The following is a 15,583-nucleotide window of genomic DNA, read 5'->3' as shown; positions in this document are numbered from 1 at the left end:
CACTGGAGGCATGTGCCGCAGCATCAAGACCCTCCGACCGCCGGCCCTCCCCGAAGAGGCCACCGAGGACGACATCCGCGCCGCCGCCTTGCAGTACGTCCGCAAGGTCTCCGGCTTCCGGGCGCCCGCCGCGCACAACCGCGAGGTGTTCGACCGGGCCGTGGACGAGATCGCGGAGGCGACCGCGCGTCTCCTCTCGGGCCTGGAGATACGGGGAAGCCACCCGCATCCGGCCCACTCGGCCCATCCCGGGGGCCCCGTCAGCCCCGTCAGCCCCGTCGCCCCCGTCAGCCCGCGGTCGCGGGAGCCGCAGCCGGACGCCGTATGACGTAGGCCGCCACCCCGCCCGCCAGGAACAGGGCGAGGACCGGGACGCAGGCGCCGAGCCAGGTCGCGCCCAGCCAGCGGCCGCTCAGCCAGCCGAGTCCGACGCTGTACGTGGCCCAGGCGGCGGCCGCCAGGGCCGACCAGGGCAGGAAGTCCCGCAGGCGGCGGCCCGTCGCGCCGGCGCCGAGGGAGACCATCGAGCGCCCGGCGGGGGCGAAGCGTGCCAGGACGACGAGGAGGCCGCCGCCGCGCGCGAGCGTCTCGCCGAGACGTTCCTGCGCCGCGGCCAGGCGGCGCGAGCGGGCGACGGCGCGGGCCAGCCGGGTCCCGCCGCTCCTGGCCAGGTGGTACGCGAGGAGGTCGCCGAGCATCGAGGCGCCGGCCGCGCAGAGCAAGAGGGGGAGCAGGGCGGGGGCGTACGCGCCGTCCGTCGCCGCGCCCGGGCCGGCGGCCATGGAGGCGGCGGAGGACGCGGTGGCGGCCGTGACCACCAGGATGCCGCTCGGGAGCACGGGGAGCAGGACGTCGAGCAGGATCGACGTCGTCACCGCCGCGTAGATCCACGGGCCCGAGGTCAGCGCCTGCAGTGACCACCCCGTGCCGTCGAGCACGTTCACAGCGCCAGAGCCTACGTGGGGGCGGCCCCGGCCGAACCGACCGGGGCCGGAAAGCGGCGCCTACGCGGCGACCGTCGGGCGCTTCTCGTCCGACGTGCGCGGCGCGGCGGTCGCGCCGCGTGCGCCGAAGAGGCGGTCGAGCGCCAGCGCGCCCGGCCCGGTGAAGACGAGCAGCAGGAAGGCCCAGCAGAACAGGGCCGCGCCGTCGCCGCCGTTCTGCAGCGGGAACAGGCCCTCGGGCTGGTGGACGTCGAAGTACGCGTACGCCATCGAGCCGGAGGCTATGAACGCGGCGCCGCGCGTCCCCACGCCCAGCAGGACCAGGGCGCCGGCGACGAGTTGGATGACGGCCGCGTACCAGGCGGGCCAGGCGCCGGTCTCCACCGTGCCGCCGCCGTTGGCGCCGCCGAGTACTCCGAAGAGCGAGGCGGCGCCGTGGCAGGCGAACAGCAGACCGATGACGATGCGGAACAGGCCGAGGGCGTAGGGCTGGGCCTGATTCAGGCGGTTGGCAAGCGTGTTCATGTGGGGGGAGGGCTCCTTCGGTTCGCCGAGCCCTTAGGTTAGGCACCCCTCACTAGTGCTTGCAACTTCAACATTCCACTGTGTGAGACGGCCTGGTCGGAGACGCGGGGATCAGCAGCCGTCGAGGGTCGACTGGAGCGCGCTCTTCTCCGCCGGGTCGACGCTGAGGTTCCAGTAGTACTTCACGTGCACCCACATGCGGGCGTACGTGCAGCGGTACGCGGTGCGCGAGGGCATCCACAGGGCCGGGTCCTTGTCGCCCTTGGCCTGGTTGACGTTGTCCGTGACCGCGATCAGCTGGGGGCGCGTCAGGTCGTTGGCGAAGGACTGGCGCTGACTGGTCGTCCAGGAGTTGGCGCCCGAGCGCCAGGCCTCGGCGAGCGGGACGACGTGGTCGATGTCGAGGTCGGAGGCCGCGGTCCAGGTGGCGCCGTCGTACTCCGAGTACCAGCTGCCGCTGGTCGCGGCGCAGGCGGAGTCCGTGACGACGTTCACGCCGTCCCGCTTGAGGACCGTCTCGCGCGTGTTGCAGGTGCCGGACTGGGTGATCCAGTGCGGGAAGAGGTCCCGGCTGTAGCCGGTGGTGGAGCCGGTCGTCGAGACGGTCAGGGCGGCCAGGTAGGTGCGGGCCGTGGCGGCGCTGACCGGGGTGGGCGGGGCGGCCTGGGCGGCCGGGGCGGTGGCGAGCAGGCCGGTGGCGGCGAGGGCGGCGGAGGCGGCGGCGACGCCTATTCGACGCGCGTAGACGCTGGCGACGGACATGCGAACTCCCTTGATGTGGGGGGACCTTGACCGTGGCCGGCCCCCGTGCGGGTGCGGAGGGGCGCCGGACGGCCCGGTCATCGTGACGGCGCCGGGTTTCCGTGGGGGGTGCGCCAGGTAACAGGGTGGCGACATGAGCACGTCACATCAAGGGGTGTGACGTGCCGGGAGTTCCCTTGCGGGGTCCTAGGGTTGGCGCGTGCTCGTGGACGTGAATGTGACCTTCGGGGCGGTTCTCGCCGTTCTGCTCGCCCTCGCCGCCGGGGTCGTCGCACTGGCCCGGCTCGGCCGCGCCCGCGACACGCTCGTCGCCGGAGCCCGCGCGGCCGTGCAGCTCGTGGCCGTCTCCCTGGTGATCGGGTGGGTCGTCCGCTCGGTGCCGCTGCTGATCTGCTTCCTGCTGCTGATGTACGCGGTGGCGGTACGGACCGCGGGCCGGCGGATCGTCCCCGCGCCCGGCCGGGCCTGGCGGTGGGCCGCCGTCCCGATCGCGGCGGGCGTGGTCCCGGTCGTCGCGGCCCTGGTCCTCACCGGTCTCGTACCGCCGCGCGGCATCACGCTCATCCCGGTGACCGGGATCCTCATCGGCGGCGCGCTCACCGCCACCGTCCTCGGCGGGCGCCGCGCCCTCGACGAGATCCGGGGGAGGTGGGGGGAGGTCGAGGCGGGACTCGCGATCGGCCTCCCGGAACGGGAGGCCCGCCTGGAGGTGGCCCGCGAGGCGGCCTCCGACGCGCTGCTGCCCGGCATGGACCAGACCCGCACGGTCGGGCTCGTCACCCTTCCGGGCGCCTTCGTCGGCATGCTCCTGGGCGGCGCGTCACCGCTGCGCGCGGGCGCGGTGCAGCTCTTCGTCCTGGTCGCCCTGCTCCTGGTCCAGGCCGTCGCGGTCGCGGTGACGCTGGAGCTGGTGGCGCGGGGACGGCTGGTCCGGGCCTAAGGGCGCCCCCCGCCCCCCCAGGTGGTCCTTACGCGAACGTCAGCGTGATCGTGCCCTCGGCGCCCGGCTCGACGCGCAGCCGCGTCAGGTCCTCGACGTGCGCGTCCGGGGCGAAGGCGGCGGCACGGGGGCCGACGCCCACCACGCGCATGCCGGCCGCGCGGCCCGCCTGGATGCCCGCCTCGGAGTCCTCGAACACGACACACTCCTCGGGGGCGAAGCCCAGCTCCGCCGCGCCCTTCAGGAAGCCCTCCGGGTCCGGCTTGCTGGCGCTCACGCCCTCGGCGGTCACCCGGGTCGCCGGCATCGGCAGCCCGGCCGCGCCCATCCGCGCCTGGGCCAGCGCCTCGTCGGCGGAGGTCACCAGGGCGTGCGGCAGCGTCGCGAGGGCGGCCATGAACGCGGGTGCGCCCGGCACCGGCACGACCCCGTCGAGGTCGGCGGTCTCCTCGGCGAGCATGACGCGGTTGTCGGCGAGGTTCTCCTCCATCGGCCGCTCCGGCAGCAGGACCGCCATCGTGGCGTACCCCTGGCGGCCGTGCACCACCTTCAGGGCCTCCACCGGGTCGAGACCGTGGCGCACCGCCCAGCGTCGCCAGCAGCGCTCCACGACGGCGTCGGAATTGACGAGCGTGCCGTCCATGTCGAGCAGGAGGGCACGTGCGGTGAACGACGCCGGGGTGGTGGCAGTCATCAGGGATCTCCAGGAGGGGTGGTCGGAGACGAGATGAGGAAGAGGAGTGGGAGGGGTGGGGGGAGGTGGGGAAAAGGTACAGAGCGGTCCCGCCCACCGGTCAGGGAGTGCGGGCGGGGCCACTTTGTTTCTCCACGATACAAAACGGAGCGCCCTCCGCGCCAATCCGTCCGCATCACGGGACCCCGTGACCGCCCCTCGGGCCGCCCCCTCGGCCTGCCCCTCGGTCCGCCCCTCAGCCCGTCGTCTCCGCCTCCAGGGCGCGGCGCGTGCTCGGCCCGTAGACGCCCTCCGGGTCGTCGTCGAGGTACTTGTACGACTGGTAGACCTCGACCGCCCGCTCGACCTTCCTGGTGAACCTGCCGTCCTCGGGTCCGGTGTACAGCCACAGCTCCTTCAGGCGCCGCTGGAGCTCCGCCACCTCGTCCCCGCTGGAGCCCAGGCTCAGGGTCGGCCTCTCCGGGGTCTCCGTGGCGCTCGGGGCCACGGAGGGCGCGCTCGACGGTGCCGAGGCGGTCTTCGTGGGGGGCGCGGCCGGTGCCGTCCTGGTGGCGGACGCCGAGGCCCGGGCCGCCGTGGGGGAGGCGGTCGCGGTGGGGGTCGCCGAGGTGGTCCGGGCGGAGGGGGAGGCGGTCTCCGTCGGGGTCGGCGCGGTGCTCGGCGCCTCGGAGACGGCGACGTTCTCGGACGCGCTGGTGGTGACCTCGGGGACGGCTGCCCGGTCGTCCGTGTCGTTCCCGCCGATCATCGCGGTCGCCATGACCGCCGTGCCCACGACGGCGGCCGCGACCACGCCCGCGATGACCACGGCCCGGCCCCGCCCGGAGCGCCGGCGCCCCTCGGGGGCGTACGCGAGGGTGTGCGAGGCCTCCGGGACACCGCCGTCGGCCTGCCCGGCCCCGTACGCCTGCCCCGTCCCGTACGCGTGCCCCTGCCCCTGCCCGTACGCCTGCCCCTGCCCCTGCCCCTGCCCCGGCTCGTGCGAGGCCCCCCGCCCCGCCACCCCCGGGAGGAGCAACGGCATCGTCTCGGACGGATCGCCGGCCGGATGCGGCGGCGTCGGAACCTCCGCCGGCAACGGCCCCGCCAGCGGCCCCGGCGGCGCGGGCGGTCCCGGCGGTCCCGGCGGCACGGGCCGCAGCACCGTCGTCTCGTCCCCCGGTGACTCCAGCGTCACGTACGGCCGGATGCGCAGCGGGTCGAAGTCCTCCGCCGCCGCCACCTCCGCGGCCTGCGCCTCCGCCCGGGCGCAGGCGCAGCCCGGTCTGTGTACACCGCATTCAGGACAGGCGTGTCCGGACATCGTTGGTTCCCTCCCCGGTTCAACTGCGAGCGATTATGCAGCCAGCCCGCCCCGGCGGGGTGAACAGCTGTGCCCTTTCGCCGCTCTTCCGCAGGCCATACCAGGGCAAAGCAACCAGGATGGAGGCGTACGGAGGGGGACGAACCCCCAGCGGCCCGGCCGGAGGAGTTGCCCATGGCCCAGGAAGTGCGCGCGCCGCGCGCCGGCGACGGTCCCGTGCCCGGGGAGGGCCAGAGCCACCGCACCGTCATGATCGCGATCGGCGCGCTGCTGCTCGGCATGCTGCTCGCCGCACTCGACCAGACCATCGTCTCCACCGCGCTGCCGACGATCGTGAGCGAACTCGGCGGCATGGAGCACCTCTCCTGGGTGGTCACCGCCTACATGCTGGCGTCGACCGCCGCCACGCCCCTGTGGGGCAAGCTGGGGGACCAGTACGGGCGCAAGAAGCTCTTCCAGAGCGCCATCGTCCTCTTCCTGATCGGCTCGGCGCTCTGCGGCATCGCCCAGAACATGCCGCAGCTCATCGCCTTCCGCGCCGTCCAGGGCCTCGGCGGCGGCGGGCTCATGGTGCTGTCGATGGCGATCGTCGGCGACCTCGTCTCGCCCCGCGAACGCGGGCGCTACCAGGGCCTGTTCGGTGCCGTCTTCGGCGCCACCAGCGTGCTCGGGCCGCTGTTGGGCGGGCTGTTCACCGAACACCTGTCCTGGCGCTGGGTGTTCTACATCAACCTGCCCATCGGCATCGTCGCCCTCTTCGTCATCGCCGCCGTGCTGCACATCCCGGTCGGCGGCACCCGGCACACCATCGACTACCTCGGCACCTTCCTCATCGCCTCGGTCGCCACCTGCCTGGTCCTGGTGGCCTCGCTCGGCGGCACCACCTGGGCCTGGGGCTCGCCGCAGATCATCGGGCTCGCCGTCCTCGGTGTGGTCCTGCTCGTGTGGTTCGTGTACGTGGAGCGGCGGGCCGCCGAACCGGTGCTGCCGCTCAAGCTGTTCCGGATCAGGACCTTCAGCCTGGTCTCCGTCATCAGCTTCATCGTCGGCTTCGCGATGTTCGGCGCGATGACCTACCTGCCGACCTTCCTCCAGGTCGTGCGGGGCGTCAGCCCCACCATGTCCGGCGTCCACATGCTGCCCATGGTCCTCGGCATGCTGATCACCTCGACGGCCTCCGGCCAGATCGTCTCCCGCACCGGTCGCTGGAAGGTGTTCCCGCTCGCCGGCACCGCCGTCACCTGCCTCGGCCTGCTCCTCCTCCACCGGCTGACGGAGACCAGCTCCACCTGGCAGATGAGCGTCTACTTCTTCGTCTTCGGCGCCGGGCTCGGCCTCGTCATGCAGGTCCTGGTGCTCGTCGTGCAGAACGCCGTCTCCTACCAGGACCTCGGCGTCGCCACCTCCGGAGCCACCTTCTTCCGCTCCATCGGCGCCTCCTTCGGCGTCGCCATCTTCGGCACCGTCTTCACCAACCGCCTCACCGACAAACTGGAGGGCGCCCTCGCCGGGCAGCAGCTGCCGCCCGGCACCGGAGCCTCGCAGATCGCCGCCGACCCCCGGGCCATCGCCGCCCTCCCGCCCGAGCTGCGCCCCTCGGTGCTGCACGCGTACGCCACGTCCATCACCGACGTGTTCCTGTACGCGGCGCCGGTCGTCCTGGTCGGGTTCGTCGTCGCCTGCTTCCTCAAGGAGGACCCGCTGCGCGCCTCGGTCACCGCGCCCGACACCAGCCAGACCCTCGCCTCCAACCCCGTCGAGCGCTCCTCGTACGACGAGTGCGCCCGCGCGCTGTCGGTGCTCGGCTCCCGCGAGGGGCGCAAGCGGGTGTACGAGAAGATCACCGCACGCGCCGGGCTCGACCTGCTGCCGGCCTCCAGCTGGCTGCTGCTGCGGGTGCGCCGCCACGGCACGGTGGAGCCCTCCCTGCTCGCCGACACCACCCCCGTACCGCTGCGGGCGATCACCGAGGCCTCCCGGCAGCTGGAGGAGCGGCGGCTGGTGGCCCGGGAGGGGGTGCAGCTCGTGCTGACCGAGGACGGGGCGCAGACGGCCGTACGGCTCGCCAAGGCGCGCGAGGACTCGCTGTCCGATCTGCTGGGCGACTGGTGGGGGCCGGACCGCCCGACCGACCTGGTGCAGCTCGTCGAGGAGCTGACCGCCGAACTCAGCGGCTCGGACGGGGAACGCCCCCGCTCACCGGAGCCGCCGGGCGACCACCACGCTCCCTGAAAGGGCGGGGCGAGGCGGGCGCCGCGACCCCCGGGCGGCCGCCCCACCCGCCCCGGCGGGAAGCGCGCGGTCAGAGCTCCTTGCCGTACCAGATGTCCATGTACGGCCCCGAGCAGTACGCGGGGATCTCCGCGTACCCGTGCCGTGTGTACAGGGCCCGCGCCTCCACCAGGTCGAGCCGCGTGTTGAGGACCATCCGGCGGGCGCCGAGGCCGCGTGCCGCGTCCTCCAGGCCGCGTATCAGCGTGCCCGCGCCGCCCTTGCCGCGGAAGGCGTGCCGAAGGAACACCCGGGTCAGCTCGGCCCGTTCGGCGTCGAGCAGGAGCACCCCGCCGCAGGCGGCCGGGGCGCCGTCGTAGCGGCCCACCAGGAACTGGCCGGTCGGCGGGGTGAGCAGCTCGACCCCGTCACCGGCCAGCCCGTCGTCGACCTCCGCCTCGGTCGCCGGGCGCTTCCAGTACCGTCCCGCGACATCGCCGTAGTAGGCGCGGCGCAGGGCGGTGGCGTCCGGGGTGCCGACGTGCTCGGGGGTGAAGATCCAGGTCATGCGCGCCATTGTGCGGCGCGCACGGCCTGGGGCGCAGCCGGGTTATCGGGAGACGGCGCCTCTGCGGGGTCGGCTCCCGGAGGTCAGTTCTTGGGGGACGCCGTCTGCACGACCTCGAAGGACCACAGGGTGGAGCCGGTCGCCGCGGGCTTCGGCCGCTCGGCCCCGCCCTCGCCGCCGGCCGTGCCCTGGTGGGCGGCCTTCATGGAGCCGTTCATCCAGTTCTGGAAGTCCTCCTCGCTGCGCCAGCGGGTGTAGACGAGGTAGGAGTCCGTCCCCTCCACCGGGCGCAGCAGCTCGAACCACTCGAAGCCGTCCGAGCCCTCGACGGCCGAGGCGCGCGACGCGAAGCGCTGCTCCAGGACCTCGCGCTGCTCGGCCGGGACGGTCAGTACGTTGATCTTCACGATGCTCATGAAGGGCAGGATAGGACCGGTTCCGGTCAGCCCACCACGCGGGCGATCAGCAGCCCGTCGTGCCCCTTGGTGCCGACCGTCTGGAAGGCGGTGGCGTCGAGCCGGGGTTCACGGGAGACCAGGTCGAACATCGCGCGGGTGCCGGTGATCGCCGGGTCGTCCGGGTGGGCGGTGGCGACCTTCCCGCCGCGCACCACGTTGTCGACGACGATCAGCGAGCCGGGCCGGGAGAGCCGCAGGGCCCAGGAGACGTAGTGCGGGTTGTTGGCCTTGTCGGCGTCGATGAACGTGAAGTCGAAGGGGCCCGCGTCCTCCTCGGCCAGGGCCGGCAGGCTGTCCAGGGCCGCGCCGGTGCGGACCTCGACGATCTTGTCCAGGCCCGCGCGGGCGATGTTGGCGCGGGCCACGTCCGCGTGGACGGGGGAGTACTCCAGGCTGATCAGCCTGCCGTCGGCGGGCAGCGCGCGGGCCAGCCAGATGGTGCTGTAGCCGCCGAGGGTGCCGATCTCCAGGATCTTCTTCGCGCCCTGGGCGCGGACGAGGAGGTTCAGCAGTTTGCCCTGGTTGGGGGCGACGGCGATCTCCGGCAGGCCGGCGGCCGTGGAGTCGGCGAGCGCGGCGGCGAGCGCGTCGTCGGCCGGGGCGAGCAGGTCGGTGAAGTAGTGGTCGACGGCGGTCCATTGATCCTGGTCGTTGCTCATGCGGCCGAACGTACACCGCCCCTCGCGCGTCGCGTCCGCACCGCCACGAGCGCGCCCGCCGCCGTCAGGAGGGCCGCGCCGAGGACGGTGAGCAGCCAGGCCGGGACGCCGCCGACGGTGAGCAGCCGGTCGGTGTAGTAGACCGTGCGGTACGGGGTGTCCGCGGCGCTCCGTACGAGGGTGTGGTCGCCGTCGATCCGGGCGGGGACGGGGAAGTACTGCTCGACCGCGGTGAGGAAGACGGGGCCGCGGCCGGTGAGTTCGGCGACGGCGCCGTCGGGCGCGTCGAGCGTCCCGGCGAAGGTGACGGCGGGCCGGTCGCCGCCGATGCGGCCCTGCGGCTCCATGCGGTGGCCGGAGAGCACGTACAGGTCGAGCGCCTGCGGGGTCTTCGCCAGCCGGGACAGGCGCATCGGGTAGACGGGCGTGTCGTTGGCGAAGGTGATCCGCAGCGGGTCGAGGGCGCCGCGCAGGGGTTCGCCGGCCTGTTCGGGGGCGAGGCGGACGGCGACGTACTCCCACTTCCGCTCGACGTACGGGCGCAGTTCGCCGGCGAGCCGGTCGGAGAGTTCGAAGCCGTTGCGGCGCAGCCAGTCGCCGAGCGCGTCCGGGTCGGTGGCGGTCAGCCGGGCCACGTCGAAGGGGCCGAGCCGTTCGCGGCCGACGACGCCGACGCCGGGCGCCGTGGCGGTGGGCGGCGCCGCTCCGACGCTGCCGCCGTCGCCGGAGGAGAAGGGCCAGTCGCCGGATCGCGGCCAGAAGTAGTCGCGGTCCTCGTACGCGGGTGCGGTGAGCCGGTCCAGGGCGTCGAAGAGGGCGGGGTCGCCCAGCCGGACGTCGGCGCGGTGCGGCACGGGCATGACCCAGGCGGCCTTCTCGGCGTCGCCGCGCACGGTGAAGCGCATGACGATGCGTTCGGTGCGCGTCCGCTCGTCCCAGTGCACGGCCGAGGTCTCGCGGTCGACGCCGATCCGGGCGCCGCTGCCCGGGATCATGGCGCCGCAGCCGCAGGCGTACGCCGGCGCGACGAGCGAGCCGGCCTGGAGCGCGAGCAGCGCGACGAGCATGGTGAGCAGTCTGGTGAACCGGTTCCGGTGTGTCCCCCGCATGCCTGTTCGGACGTACGGGTGGAGCACCCGGTTCCGTGGGGGAGGCGGTTCTGTGGATCGCCCGGTTCCGTGGGGAGGCGGGGCCGTGGGCGTGGGGGTGGGGCCCCGCCTCCCCGGGCTCTCAGGCCACCCGGACCTGGAGCTCCTTGATGCCGTTCAGCCACGCCGCCCGCAGCCGGCGCGGGTCGCCGGCGAGGGTCAGGTCGGGCAGTTCGTCGGCGAGCGCTTCGAAGATCAGCTCGATCTCCTTGATGGCGAGGGACTTGCCGAGGCAGAAGTGCGGTCCGCCGCCGCCGAATCCGAGGTGCGGGTTGGGGTCGCGGGTGATGTCGAAGCCCTCGGGGTTCTCGAAGACCTCGGGGTCGTTGTTGGCGGAGGAGTAGAAGAGGCCGACCCGGTCGCCCTTGCGGATCTGCTGCCCGCCGAGCTCGGTGTCCTGGGTGGCGGTCCGCTGGAAGGAGACGACGGGGGTCGCCCAGCGCACGATCTCCTCGGCGGCGGTCGCGGGCCGCTCGCGCTTGTACAGCTCCCACTGGTCGGGGTGGGTGAGGAAGGCGTGCATGCCGTGGCTGATGGCGTTGCGGGTGGTCTCGTTGCCGGCGACGGCGAGGAGCAGCACGAAGAAGCCGAACTCGTCGGAGGAGAGGTTGCCCTGTCCCTCGGCGGCGACGAGTTGGCTCACGATGTCCCGGGCGGGGCACTCCTTGCGGGTGGCGGCGAGGTTCATCGAGTAGCCGATGAGCTCCATCGCGGCCTCGGCGCCGATCTCCTCGGTGATGGCGTACTCGGGGTCGTCGTACGCGACCATCTTGTTCGACCAGTCGAAGATCCGGGCCCGGTCCTCCTGCGGTACGCCGATGAGTTCGGCGATGGCCTGGAGCGGCAGCTCGACGGCGACCTTGGTGACGAAGTCGAAGGTGCCGTCCCGGTCGGCGGCGGCCTTCGCCTCCTCGACGATGGCGCGGGCCCGGTCGCGCAGCGCGGTCTCCAGGCTGCGGATGGCGCGCGGGGTGAAGCCGCGCTGGACGATCTGGCGGACCCGGGTGTGCTCGGGCGGGTCCATGTTGAGCATGATCAGCTTCTGGACCTCGATCTGGTCCCGGGAGATGTGCTCGTTGAAGCGGATGACGGCGGTGTTCTCGTTGGAGGAGAACAGCTCGGGGTGGGTGGAGACGTACTTGACGTCGGCGTGCCGGGTCACGGCCCAGTACCCGTCGTCGGCGAAGCCGGTGATGCCGGGGGTCTGGGCGCACCACCAGACGGGCGCGGTCTGCCGCAGCCTGGCGAACTCCGGATGGGGTATCCGGTCCTGGAGCAGATCGGGGTCGGTGGCGTCGAACCCTTCGGAGAGGTGAGGGCAGGGCATCGGCAACACGTCCTTGTCTGACGACCCATCAGAAGTTGCCGGGAAAGGTAGTAACGAGTTCTACAAGAGGCAAGGCATGGTGCGGGAACTGTTGCGTTCCGGACCCTTGCGTACCCGCGGTAGCAGTCATAAGACTGCACTCAGAACTAGAACGCGTACCAGTTCCGGATGTGAGTCCGCACCGGGGTGCCGGGACACCCCGGGCGGGCGAGGAGAGGACGAGCTCATGGCCGCGGAACCCGTCATCGTCGAAGCCGTACGCACCCCCATCGGCAAGCGCGGAGGCGCGCTCGCCAACCTGCACCCCGCCTATCTCCTCGGCGAGACCTACCGCGAACTCCTCGGCCGCACCGGCATCCACGCCGACTGCGTCGAGCAGATCGTCGGCGGCACGGTCACCCACGCCGGCGAACAGTCCATGAACCCCGCCCGCACCGCCTGGCTCACCATGGGCCTCCCGTACGAGACCGCCGCCACCACCGTCGACTGCCAGTGCGGCTCCTCGCAGCAGGCCAGCCACATGGTCGCCAACATGGTCGCGGCCGGCGTCATCGACATCGGCATCAGCTGCGGCGTCGAGGCCATGTCCCGCGTCCCGCTCGGCTCCGGCTCCAAGCACGGCCCCGGCAAGCCCTGGCCGGACGAGTGGAACGTCGACCTCCCCAACCAGTTCGAGGCCGCCGAACGCATCGCCCGCCGCCGCGGCCTCACCCGCGAACGCGTCGACTCCCTCGGCCTGCTCTCCCAGGAACGGGCCGCCGTCGCCTGGTCCGAGGAACGGTTCAAGCGCGAGACCTTCGCCGTCCAGGTCCCCACCACCGAGGAGGAGCAGGCCGCGGGCCACGGCATGTGGCGGCTCGTCGACCGCGACGAGGGCCTGCGCGACACCAGCATGGAGGGCCTCGGCCGGCTCAAGCCCGTCATGCCGACCGCCATCCACACCGCCGGCAACTCCTCCCAGATCTCCGACGGCGCCTCCGCGATCATGTGGGCCTCCAAGCGCATGGCCCGCGCCCTCAAACTGCGCCCGCGCGCCCGGATCGTCGCCCAGGCCCTCGTCGGCGCCGACCCGCACTACCACCTCGACGGGCCCATCGACGCGACCCGCGCGGTGCTCGGCAAGGCCGGGATGTCCCTCAAGGACATCGACCTCGTCGAGATCAACGAGGCCTTCGCCTCCGTCGTGCTCAGCTGGGCGCAGGTCTTCGACCAGGACCTGGAGAAGGTCAACGTCAACGGCGGCGCCATCGCCCTCGGCCACCCCGTCGGCGCCACCGGCGCCCGGCTCATCACCACCGCCCTGCACGAACTGGAGCGCACCGACAAGGAGTTCGCGCTGATCACCATGTGCGCGGGCGGCGCGCTCGCCACCGGGACGATCATCCAGCGGCTGTAGTCGCCACTGCGTTCTCGGGAAGGCGCACGGTGAAGACCGTGCCGCGGCCCGGCGCGCTGCGCGCCGCCACCGTACCGCCGTGCGCCTCCACCAGCTTCCGTACGATCGCGAGCCCCAGCCCGCTCCCGCCGGTCCGCCGCGAACGCGACCTGTCCGCCCGCCAGAAACGGTCGAAGACCCGCGGCAGATCCTCCGGCGCGATCCCGGACCCCGTGTCCGCCACCTCGACCAGCGTCCCCCCGCCGTCCGCCGGCCCGTACGTCAGGGTCACCGCGCCGCCCGCCGGGGTGTGCCGCACCGCGTTCGACACCAGATTGCCCACCACCTGCCGCAGCCGCACCGGATCGCCGGTGAGCCACGCGCCGCCCGGCGGGTCCGCCGTGATCCGCACCCCCGCCGCCTCCGCCGCCGCCCGGTGCGCCCCCGCCACCTGCGCCAGCAGCTCGCCCACCTCCAACGGCTCCGGATGCAGCCGCAGTTCGCCCGCGTCCGCCGCCGCCAGGTCCTGGAGATCGCCCACCACGTGCGTGAGCAGCATCGCCTCCTCGTGCAGCGAGGCCAGGAACCGCGCGTCCGGCTCGGCCACCCCGTCCTGCGCCGCCTCCAGCCAGCCCCGGATGTTCGACAGCGGCGTCCGCAGCTCGTGCGCCACGTCCCCGACCATCGCCCGCCGCTGGTCCTCCAGGCGCGCCCGCTGCGCCGACATCGCGTTGAACGCCCGTGCGAGCCGCCCCACCTCGTCGTCCCCGCGCACCGGCACCCTCGCCGTGTCGTCCCCATCCCGCATCCGCTGGGCCGCCACGGTCAGCGCCCGCAGCGGCCGTACGAGCGGGGCGGCGGCCAGCACGCTCGCACCGACCGTCAGGGCGAGCACCAGAGCCGCCGCCCCCGCGATCCGCGCGGTCGACGCGGAGGAGAGCACGAAGCCGCCCGCGCCCTCCGGCGAGTCCGCCGAGACCAGGAACAGGCGGGCGGGCGGCGCCGTGTACGGGCGCAGCTGCCGCGCCCGCGACTCGGCGACACAGCGGGAGACCGTGGTGTCGCCCCTGCGGGTGGGAGCCGGGGCGGTGTACCGCCACGAGAAGTCGGGGCCGACCCGGATGCCCGAGACCCCCCGCGGGCCCAGGCACTCGGTCACCCGGGCGTCCAGGGCCGCGAGCGCCTTCGCCTCGGAGGCGGTCGGCTCGTCGAGGAGCGGGTTCGGGCAGGCGTCCGGGTCGCGGCCCTCGGGCGCCGCCAGCACCGTCACCACCGGCCGGCCGGAGGCGGTGACCTCGTACCTCGCGTCCACGCCACGGTCGGCCAGGCAGGCCACCCGCCGCTTCGCGGCCGTGCGCAGCGCCTCCCGGTCACCGGACGCCAGCGCGTAGGGGCCGACGGCACGGGGGTCGATCCGGTCGTCGGTGTCGGCTGCGAGCGGGTCCACCACGGCGGAGGCCCGCTGCGGCAGCCCGGCCGGCTCGCCCGCCTTCCCGCCTGCCGCCCCCTGGCCCGCCGAGTCGGCGAGCCGCGCCCCCGTCGGTGTCGTGAGCACGATCCGCCGGTCGGTCTCGGCCGCCAGCCTGCCGACGAGCGGGCCCACGCCCTCCCAGCTCCGGTGCGTCGCCGCGTACCCGGTGAGCGTGTCCAGGACCCGGGTGTCGTCGGCGAGCAGCCGCCCCTGCTCCTTCTCGATCGCACCCGAGGTCGTCTGCACCGCGATCCACGCCGTCGCCGCGACCGAACAGGCCGCGACCAGGGACGACACGAGGAGCAGCCGCCCGAGCAGGGACCGGCGCAAGGGCAGCCGGGGGGCGCGCCGCGGCTCCTCCAGCGGGACCCGGAGGTCCGCCGGGTCGCGGCGGCGGCTCTCCGGGCCCTCCCGGTCGTCCCGGCGCGCGCCCTCCCGGCGCTCCCGGCGCCTACCCACGCCCGTCACCCGCCGACAGCTTGTACCCCACCCCGTACACCGTGAGCAGCCGTACCGGTCTGCGCGGTGACGGTTCGATCTTCTTCCGCAGGTTCATGATGTGCACGTCCACCGTGCGTGCCGAGATGTACCGGTCGAAGCCGTGCAGCTCCTCCAGGAGCTGGGCCCGTGAGAACACCCGCTCGGGCTGCGCCGCCAGCGCCGCCAGCAGCCGGAACTCGCCGGGCGTGCAGTCGACGGGCGCTCCGGCGAGCGTCACCTCGTGCCGTACCGGGTCCACGGCGAGGGCCCCCACCCGCAGCACCGCCCCGGGCGCGGCCGTGCGTTCCACGCGCCGCAGCAGCGTCCGGGCCCGGGCCACCAGCTCGCGCGGGCTGTACGGCTTCGCCAGATAGTCGTCGGCCCCCGAGTCCAGGCCGAGCAGCAGGTCGTCCTCGGTCGACCGGGCGGTCAGCATCAGGACCGCCAGCCCGTGCCCGGCCGCCCGCAGCTCGCGGACCACCTCCAGGCCGTCGACCCGGGGCATCATCACGTCGAGGACCAGCAGGTCGGGGGCGGCCCGGCCGACGTGGTCCAGGGCTTCCCGGCCGTCCCTGACGACCACGACCGAGTGGCCCTCCCGCTCCAGGTAGCGGCGGGCCAGCTCGGCCTGCTTCTCGTCGTCCTCGGCGACCATCACATACGCACACACGAGGCAAGAGGCTAAACAGTCGCCGGGGCGTTGCCTCGCTCCCTGACC

At 73.6% G+C, this 15,583-nt stretch carries 16 protein-coding genes; 4 read left to right on the top strand and 12 right to left on the bottom strand.

Features of this window, described 5'->3' with window-relative positions; translation table 11 throughout:
- Nucleotides 1-10: 10 nt before the first annotated feature.
- A complete protein-coding gene (locus ACZ3ZE_RS02905) occupies nucleotides 11-328 on the top strand; it encodes a DUF2277 domain-containing protein (RefSeq protein ID WP_467257113.1) in 318 nt (105 codons plus the stop codon).
- Here the strand turns inward: ACZ3ZE_RS02905 and ACZ3ZE_RS02900 are convergent.
- The 3 genes from ACZ3ZE_RS02900 to ACZ3ZE_RS02890 form a co-directional block, all read right to left on the bottom strand.
- Nucleotides 288-944 (bottom strand): DedA family protein, encoded by a 657-nt coding sequence (locus ACZ3ZE_RS02900; RefSeq protein ID WP_467257111.1) that lies wholly within the window; start codon nucleotides 942-944, stop codon nucleotides 288-290. The two genes, ACZ3ZE_RS02905 and ACZ3ZE_RS02900, sit on opposite strands and share 41 nt — an antisense overlap.
- A gap of 60 nt (nucleotides 945-1,004) precedes the next feature.
- The gene (locus ACZ3ZE_RS02895; RefSeq protein ID WP_361163566.1) at nucleotides 1,005-1,469 is read right to left on the bottom strand and encodes a DoxX family protein; all 465 of its coding nucleotides are present in this window, start codon (nucleotides 1,467-1,469) and stop codon (nucleotides 1,005-1,007) included.
- 111 nt (nucleotides 1,470-1,580) lie between these two features.
- Complete coding sequence (locus ACZ3ZE_RS02890; protein WP_361163568.1) at nucleotides 1,581-2,231, bottom strand: HNH endonuclease family protein; 651 nt, start codon at nucleotides 2,229-2,231, stop codon at nucleotides 1,581-1,583.
- Nucleotides 2,232-2,430: 199 nt separating this feature from the next.
- Here ACZ3ZE_RS02890 and ACZ3ZE_RS02885 point away from each other — a divergent pair, with 199 nt between their 5' ends.
- On the top strand, nucleotides 2,431-3,171 hold the full coding sequence (locus ACZ3ZE_RS02885; protein WP_361163570.1) for an ABC transporter permease: 741 nt from the start codon (nucleotides 2,431-2,433) through the stop codon (nucleotides 3,169-3,171).
- A gap of 28 nt (nucleotides 3,172-3,199) precedes the next feature.
- Here ACZ3ZE_RS02885 and ACZ3ZE_RS02880 read toward each other — a convergent pair whose 3' ends face one another.
- Both ACZ3ZE_RS02880 and ACZ3ZE_RS02875 read right to left on the bottom strand, forming a co-directional pair.
- The gene (locus ACZ3ZE_RS02880; protein ID WP_361163572.1) at nucleotides 3,200-3,865 is read right to left on the bottom strand and encodes an HAD-IA family hydrolase; all 666 of its coding nucleotides are present in this window, start codon (nucleotides 3,863-3,865) and stop codon (nucleotides 3,200-3,202) included.
- Between the two features lie 235 nt (nucleotides 3,866-4,100).
- Complete coding sequence (locus tag ACZ3ZE_RS02875; RefSeq protein WP_467257109.1) at nucleotides 4,101-5,168, bottom strand: peptidoglycan-binding domain-containing protein; 1,068 nt, start codon at nucleotides 5,166-5,168, stop codon at nucleotides 4,101-4,103.
- Between the two features lie 174 nt (nucleotides 5,169-5,342).
- Here ACZ3ZE_RS02875 and ACZ3ZE_RS02870 point away from each other — a divergent pair, with 174 nt between their 5' ends.
- The gene (locus tag ACZ3ZE_RS02870) at nucleotides 5,343-7,400 is read left to right on the top strand and encodes an MDR family MFS transporter (protein ID WP_361163576.1); all 2,058 of its coding nucleotides are present in this window, start codon (nucleotides 5,343-5,345) and stop codon (nucleotides 7,398-7,400) included.
- Between the two features lie 70 nt (nucleotides 7,401-7,470).
- Here the strand turns inward: ACZ3ZE_RS02870 and ACZ3ZE_RS02865 are convergent, their stop codons facing one another.
- From ACZ3ZE_RS02865 to ACZ3ZE_RS02845, 5 genes are all read right to left on the bottom strand, one after another.
- Complete coding sequence (locus ACZ3ZE_RS02865; protein ID WP_442303865.1) at nucleotides 7,471-7,947, bottom strand: GNAT family N-acetyltransferase; 477 nt, start codon at nucleotides 7,945-7,947, stop codon at nucleotides 7,471-7,473.
- An 83-nt stretch (nucleotides 7,948-8,030) separates the two neighbouring features.
- Nucleotides 8,031-8,363: an antibiotic biosynthesis monooxygenase family protein gene (locus ACZ3ZE_RS02860; protein WP_361163580.1), complete on the bottom strand. Its 333-nt coding sequence runs from the start codon at nucleotides 8,361-8,363 to the stop codon at nucleotides 8,031-8,033.
- Nucleotides 8,364-8,389: 26 nt separating this feature from the next.
- Nucleotides 8,390-9,064, bottom strand: coding sequence for an O-methyltransferase (locus tag ACZ3ZE_RS02855; RefSeq protein ID WP_442303866.1), 675 nt, complete (start codon nucleotides 9,062-9,064; stop codon nucleotides 8,390-8,392).
- Nucleotides 9,061-10,131: a DUF2330 domain-containing protein gene (locus ACZ3ZE_RS02850; protein ID WP_467257107.1), complete on the bottom strand. Its 1,071-nt coding sequence runs from the start codon at nucleotides 10,129-10,131 to the stop codon at nucleotides 9,061-9,063. The genes ACZ3ZE_RS02855 and ACZ3ZE_RS02850 overlap by 4 nt, the downstream gene beginning before the upstream one ends.
- 163 nt (nucleotides 10,132-10,294) lie before the next feature.
- Nucleotides 10,295-11,539, bottom strand: coding sequence for a cytochrome P450 (locus ACZ3ZE_RS02845; RefSeq protein WP_361163586.1), 1,245 nt, complete (start codon nucleotides 11,537-11,539; stop codon nucleotides 10,295-10,297).
- 226 nt (nucleotides 11,540-11,765) lie between these two features.
- On the opposite strand from ACZ3ZE_RS02845, the gene ACZ3ZE_RS02840 reads away from it, so the two are divergent.
- Nucleotides 11,766-12,935 (top strand): steroid 3-ketoacyl-CoA thiolase, encoded by a 1,170-nt coding sequence (locus ACZ3ZE_RS02840; protein ID WP_442303868.1) that lies wholly within the window; start codon nucleotides 11,766-11,768, stop codon nucleotides 12,933-12,935.
- On the opposite strand, the gene ACZ3ZE_RS02835 is transcribed toward ACZ3ZE_RS02840, so the two are convergent.
- On the bottom strand, nucleotides 12,919-14,844 hold the full coding sequence (locus tag ACZ3ZE_RS02835; protein ID WP_467257105.1) for a sensor histidine kinase: 1,926 nt from the start codon (nucleotides 14,842-14,844) through the stop codon (nucleotides 12,919-12,921). The two genes, ACZ3ZE_RS02840 and ACZ3ZE_RS02835, sit on opposite strands and share 17 nt — an antisense overlap.
- Entirely contained in the window at nucleotides 14,837-15,535 is a 699-nt protein-coding gene (locus ACZ3ZE_RS02830) for a response regulator transcription factor (RefSeq protein ID WP_361163590.1), read from the bottom strand. Before ACZ3ZE_RS02830 ends, ACZ3ZE_RS02835 begins: the two co-directional genes overlap by 8 nt.
- Nucleotides 15,536-15,583: the final 48 nt, after the last annotated feature.

Source organism: Streptomyces sp. NPDC023157 (assembly GCF_055560575.1).
The sequence above is the reverse complement of the archived record's forward strand: the minus strand, read 5'-3'. Positions and strand labels throughout refer to the sequence as shown.

Bases quoted from the DNA above. Each gene is read 5' to 3' on its own strand.
- ACZ3ZE_RS02895 (WP_361163566.1), bottom strand. From the start codon at position 1,469: ATGAACACGCTTGCCAACCGCCTGAATCAGGCCCAGCCCTACGCCCTC.
- ACZ3ZE_RS02875 (WP_467257109.1), bottom strand. From the start codon at position 5,168: ATGTCCGGACACGCCTGTCCTGAATGCGGTGTACACAGACCGGGCTGC.
- ACZ3ZE_RS02870 (WP_361163576.1), top strand. From the start codon at position 5,343: ATGGCCCAGGAAGTGCGCGCGCCGCGCGCCGGCGACGGTCCCGTGCCC.
- ACZ3ZE_RS02905 (WP_467257113.1), top strand. From the start codon at position 11: ATGTGCCGCAGCATCAAGACCCTCCGACCGCCGGCCCTCCCCGAAGAG.
- ACZ3ZE_RS02880 (WP_361163572.1), bottom strand. From the start codon at position 3,865: ATGACTGCCACCACCCCGGCGTCGTTCACCGCACGTGCCCTCCTGCTC.
- ACZ3ZE_RS02850 (WP_467257107.1), bottom strand. From the start codon at position 10,131: ATGCTCGTCGCGCTGCTCGCGCTCCAGGCCGGCTCGCTCGTCGCGCCG.
- ACZ3ZE_RS02865 (WP_442303865.1), bottom strand. From the start codon at position 7,947: ATGACCTGGATCTTCACCCCCGAGCACGTCGGCACCCCGGACGCCACC.
- ACZ3ZE_RS02890 (WP_361163568.1), bottom strand. From the start codon at position 2,231: ATGTCCGTCGCCAGCGTCTACGCGCGTCGAATAGGCGTCGCCGCCGCC.
- ACZ3ZE_RS02845 (WP_361163586.1), bottom strand. From the start codon at position 11,539: ATGCCCTGCCCTCACCTCTCCGAAGGGTTCGACGCCACCGACCCCGAT.
- ACZ3ZE_RS02860 (WP_361163580.1), bottom strand. From the start codon at position 8,363: ATGAGCATCGTGAAGATCAACGTACTGACCGTCCCGGCCGAGCAGCGC.
- ACZ3ZE_RS02855 (WP_442303866.1), bottom strand. From the start codon at position 9,064: ATGAGCAACGACCAGGATCAATGGACCGCCGTCGACCACTACTTCACC.
- ACZ3ZE_RS02840 (WP_442303868.1), top strand. From the start codon at position 11,766: ATGGCCGCGGAACCCGTCATCGTCGAAGCCGTACGCACCCCCATCGGC.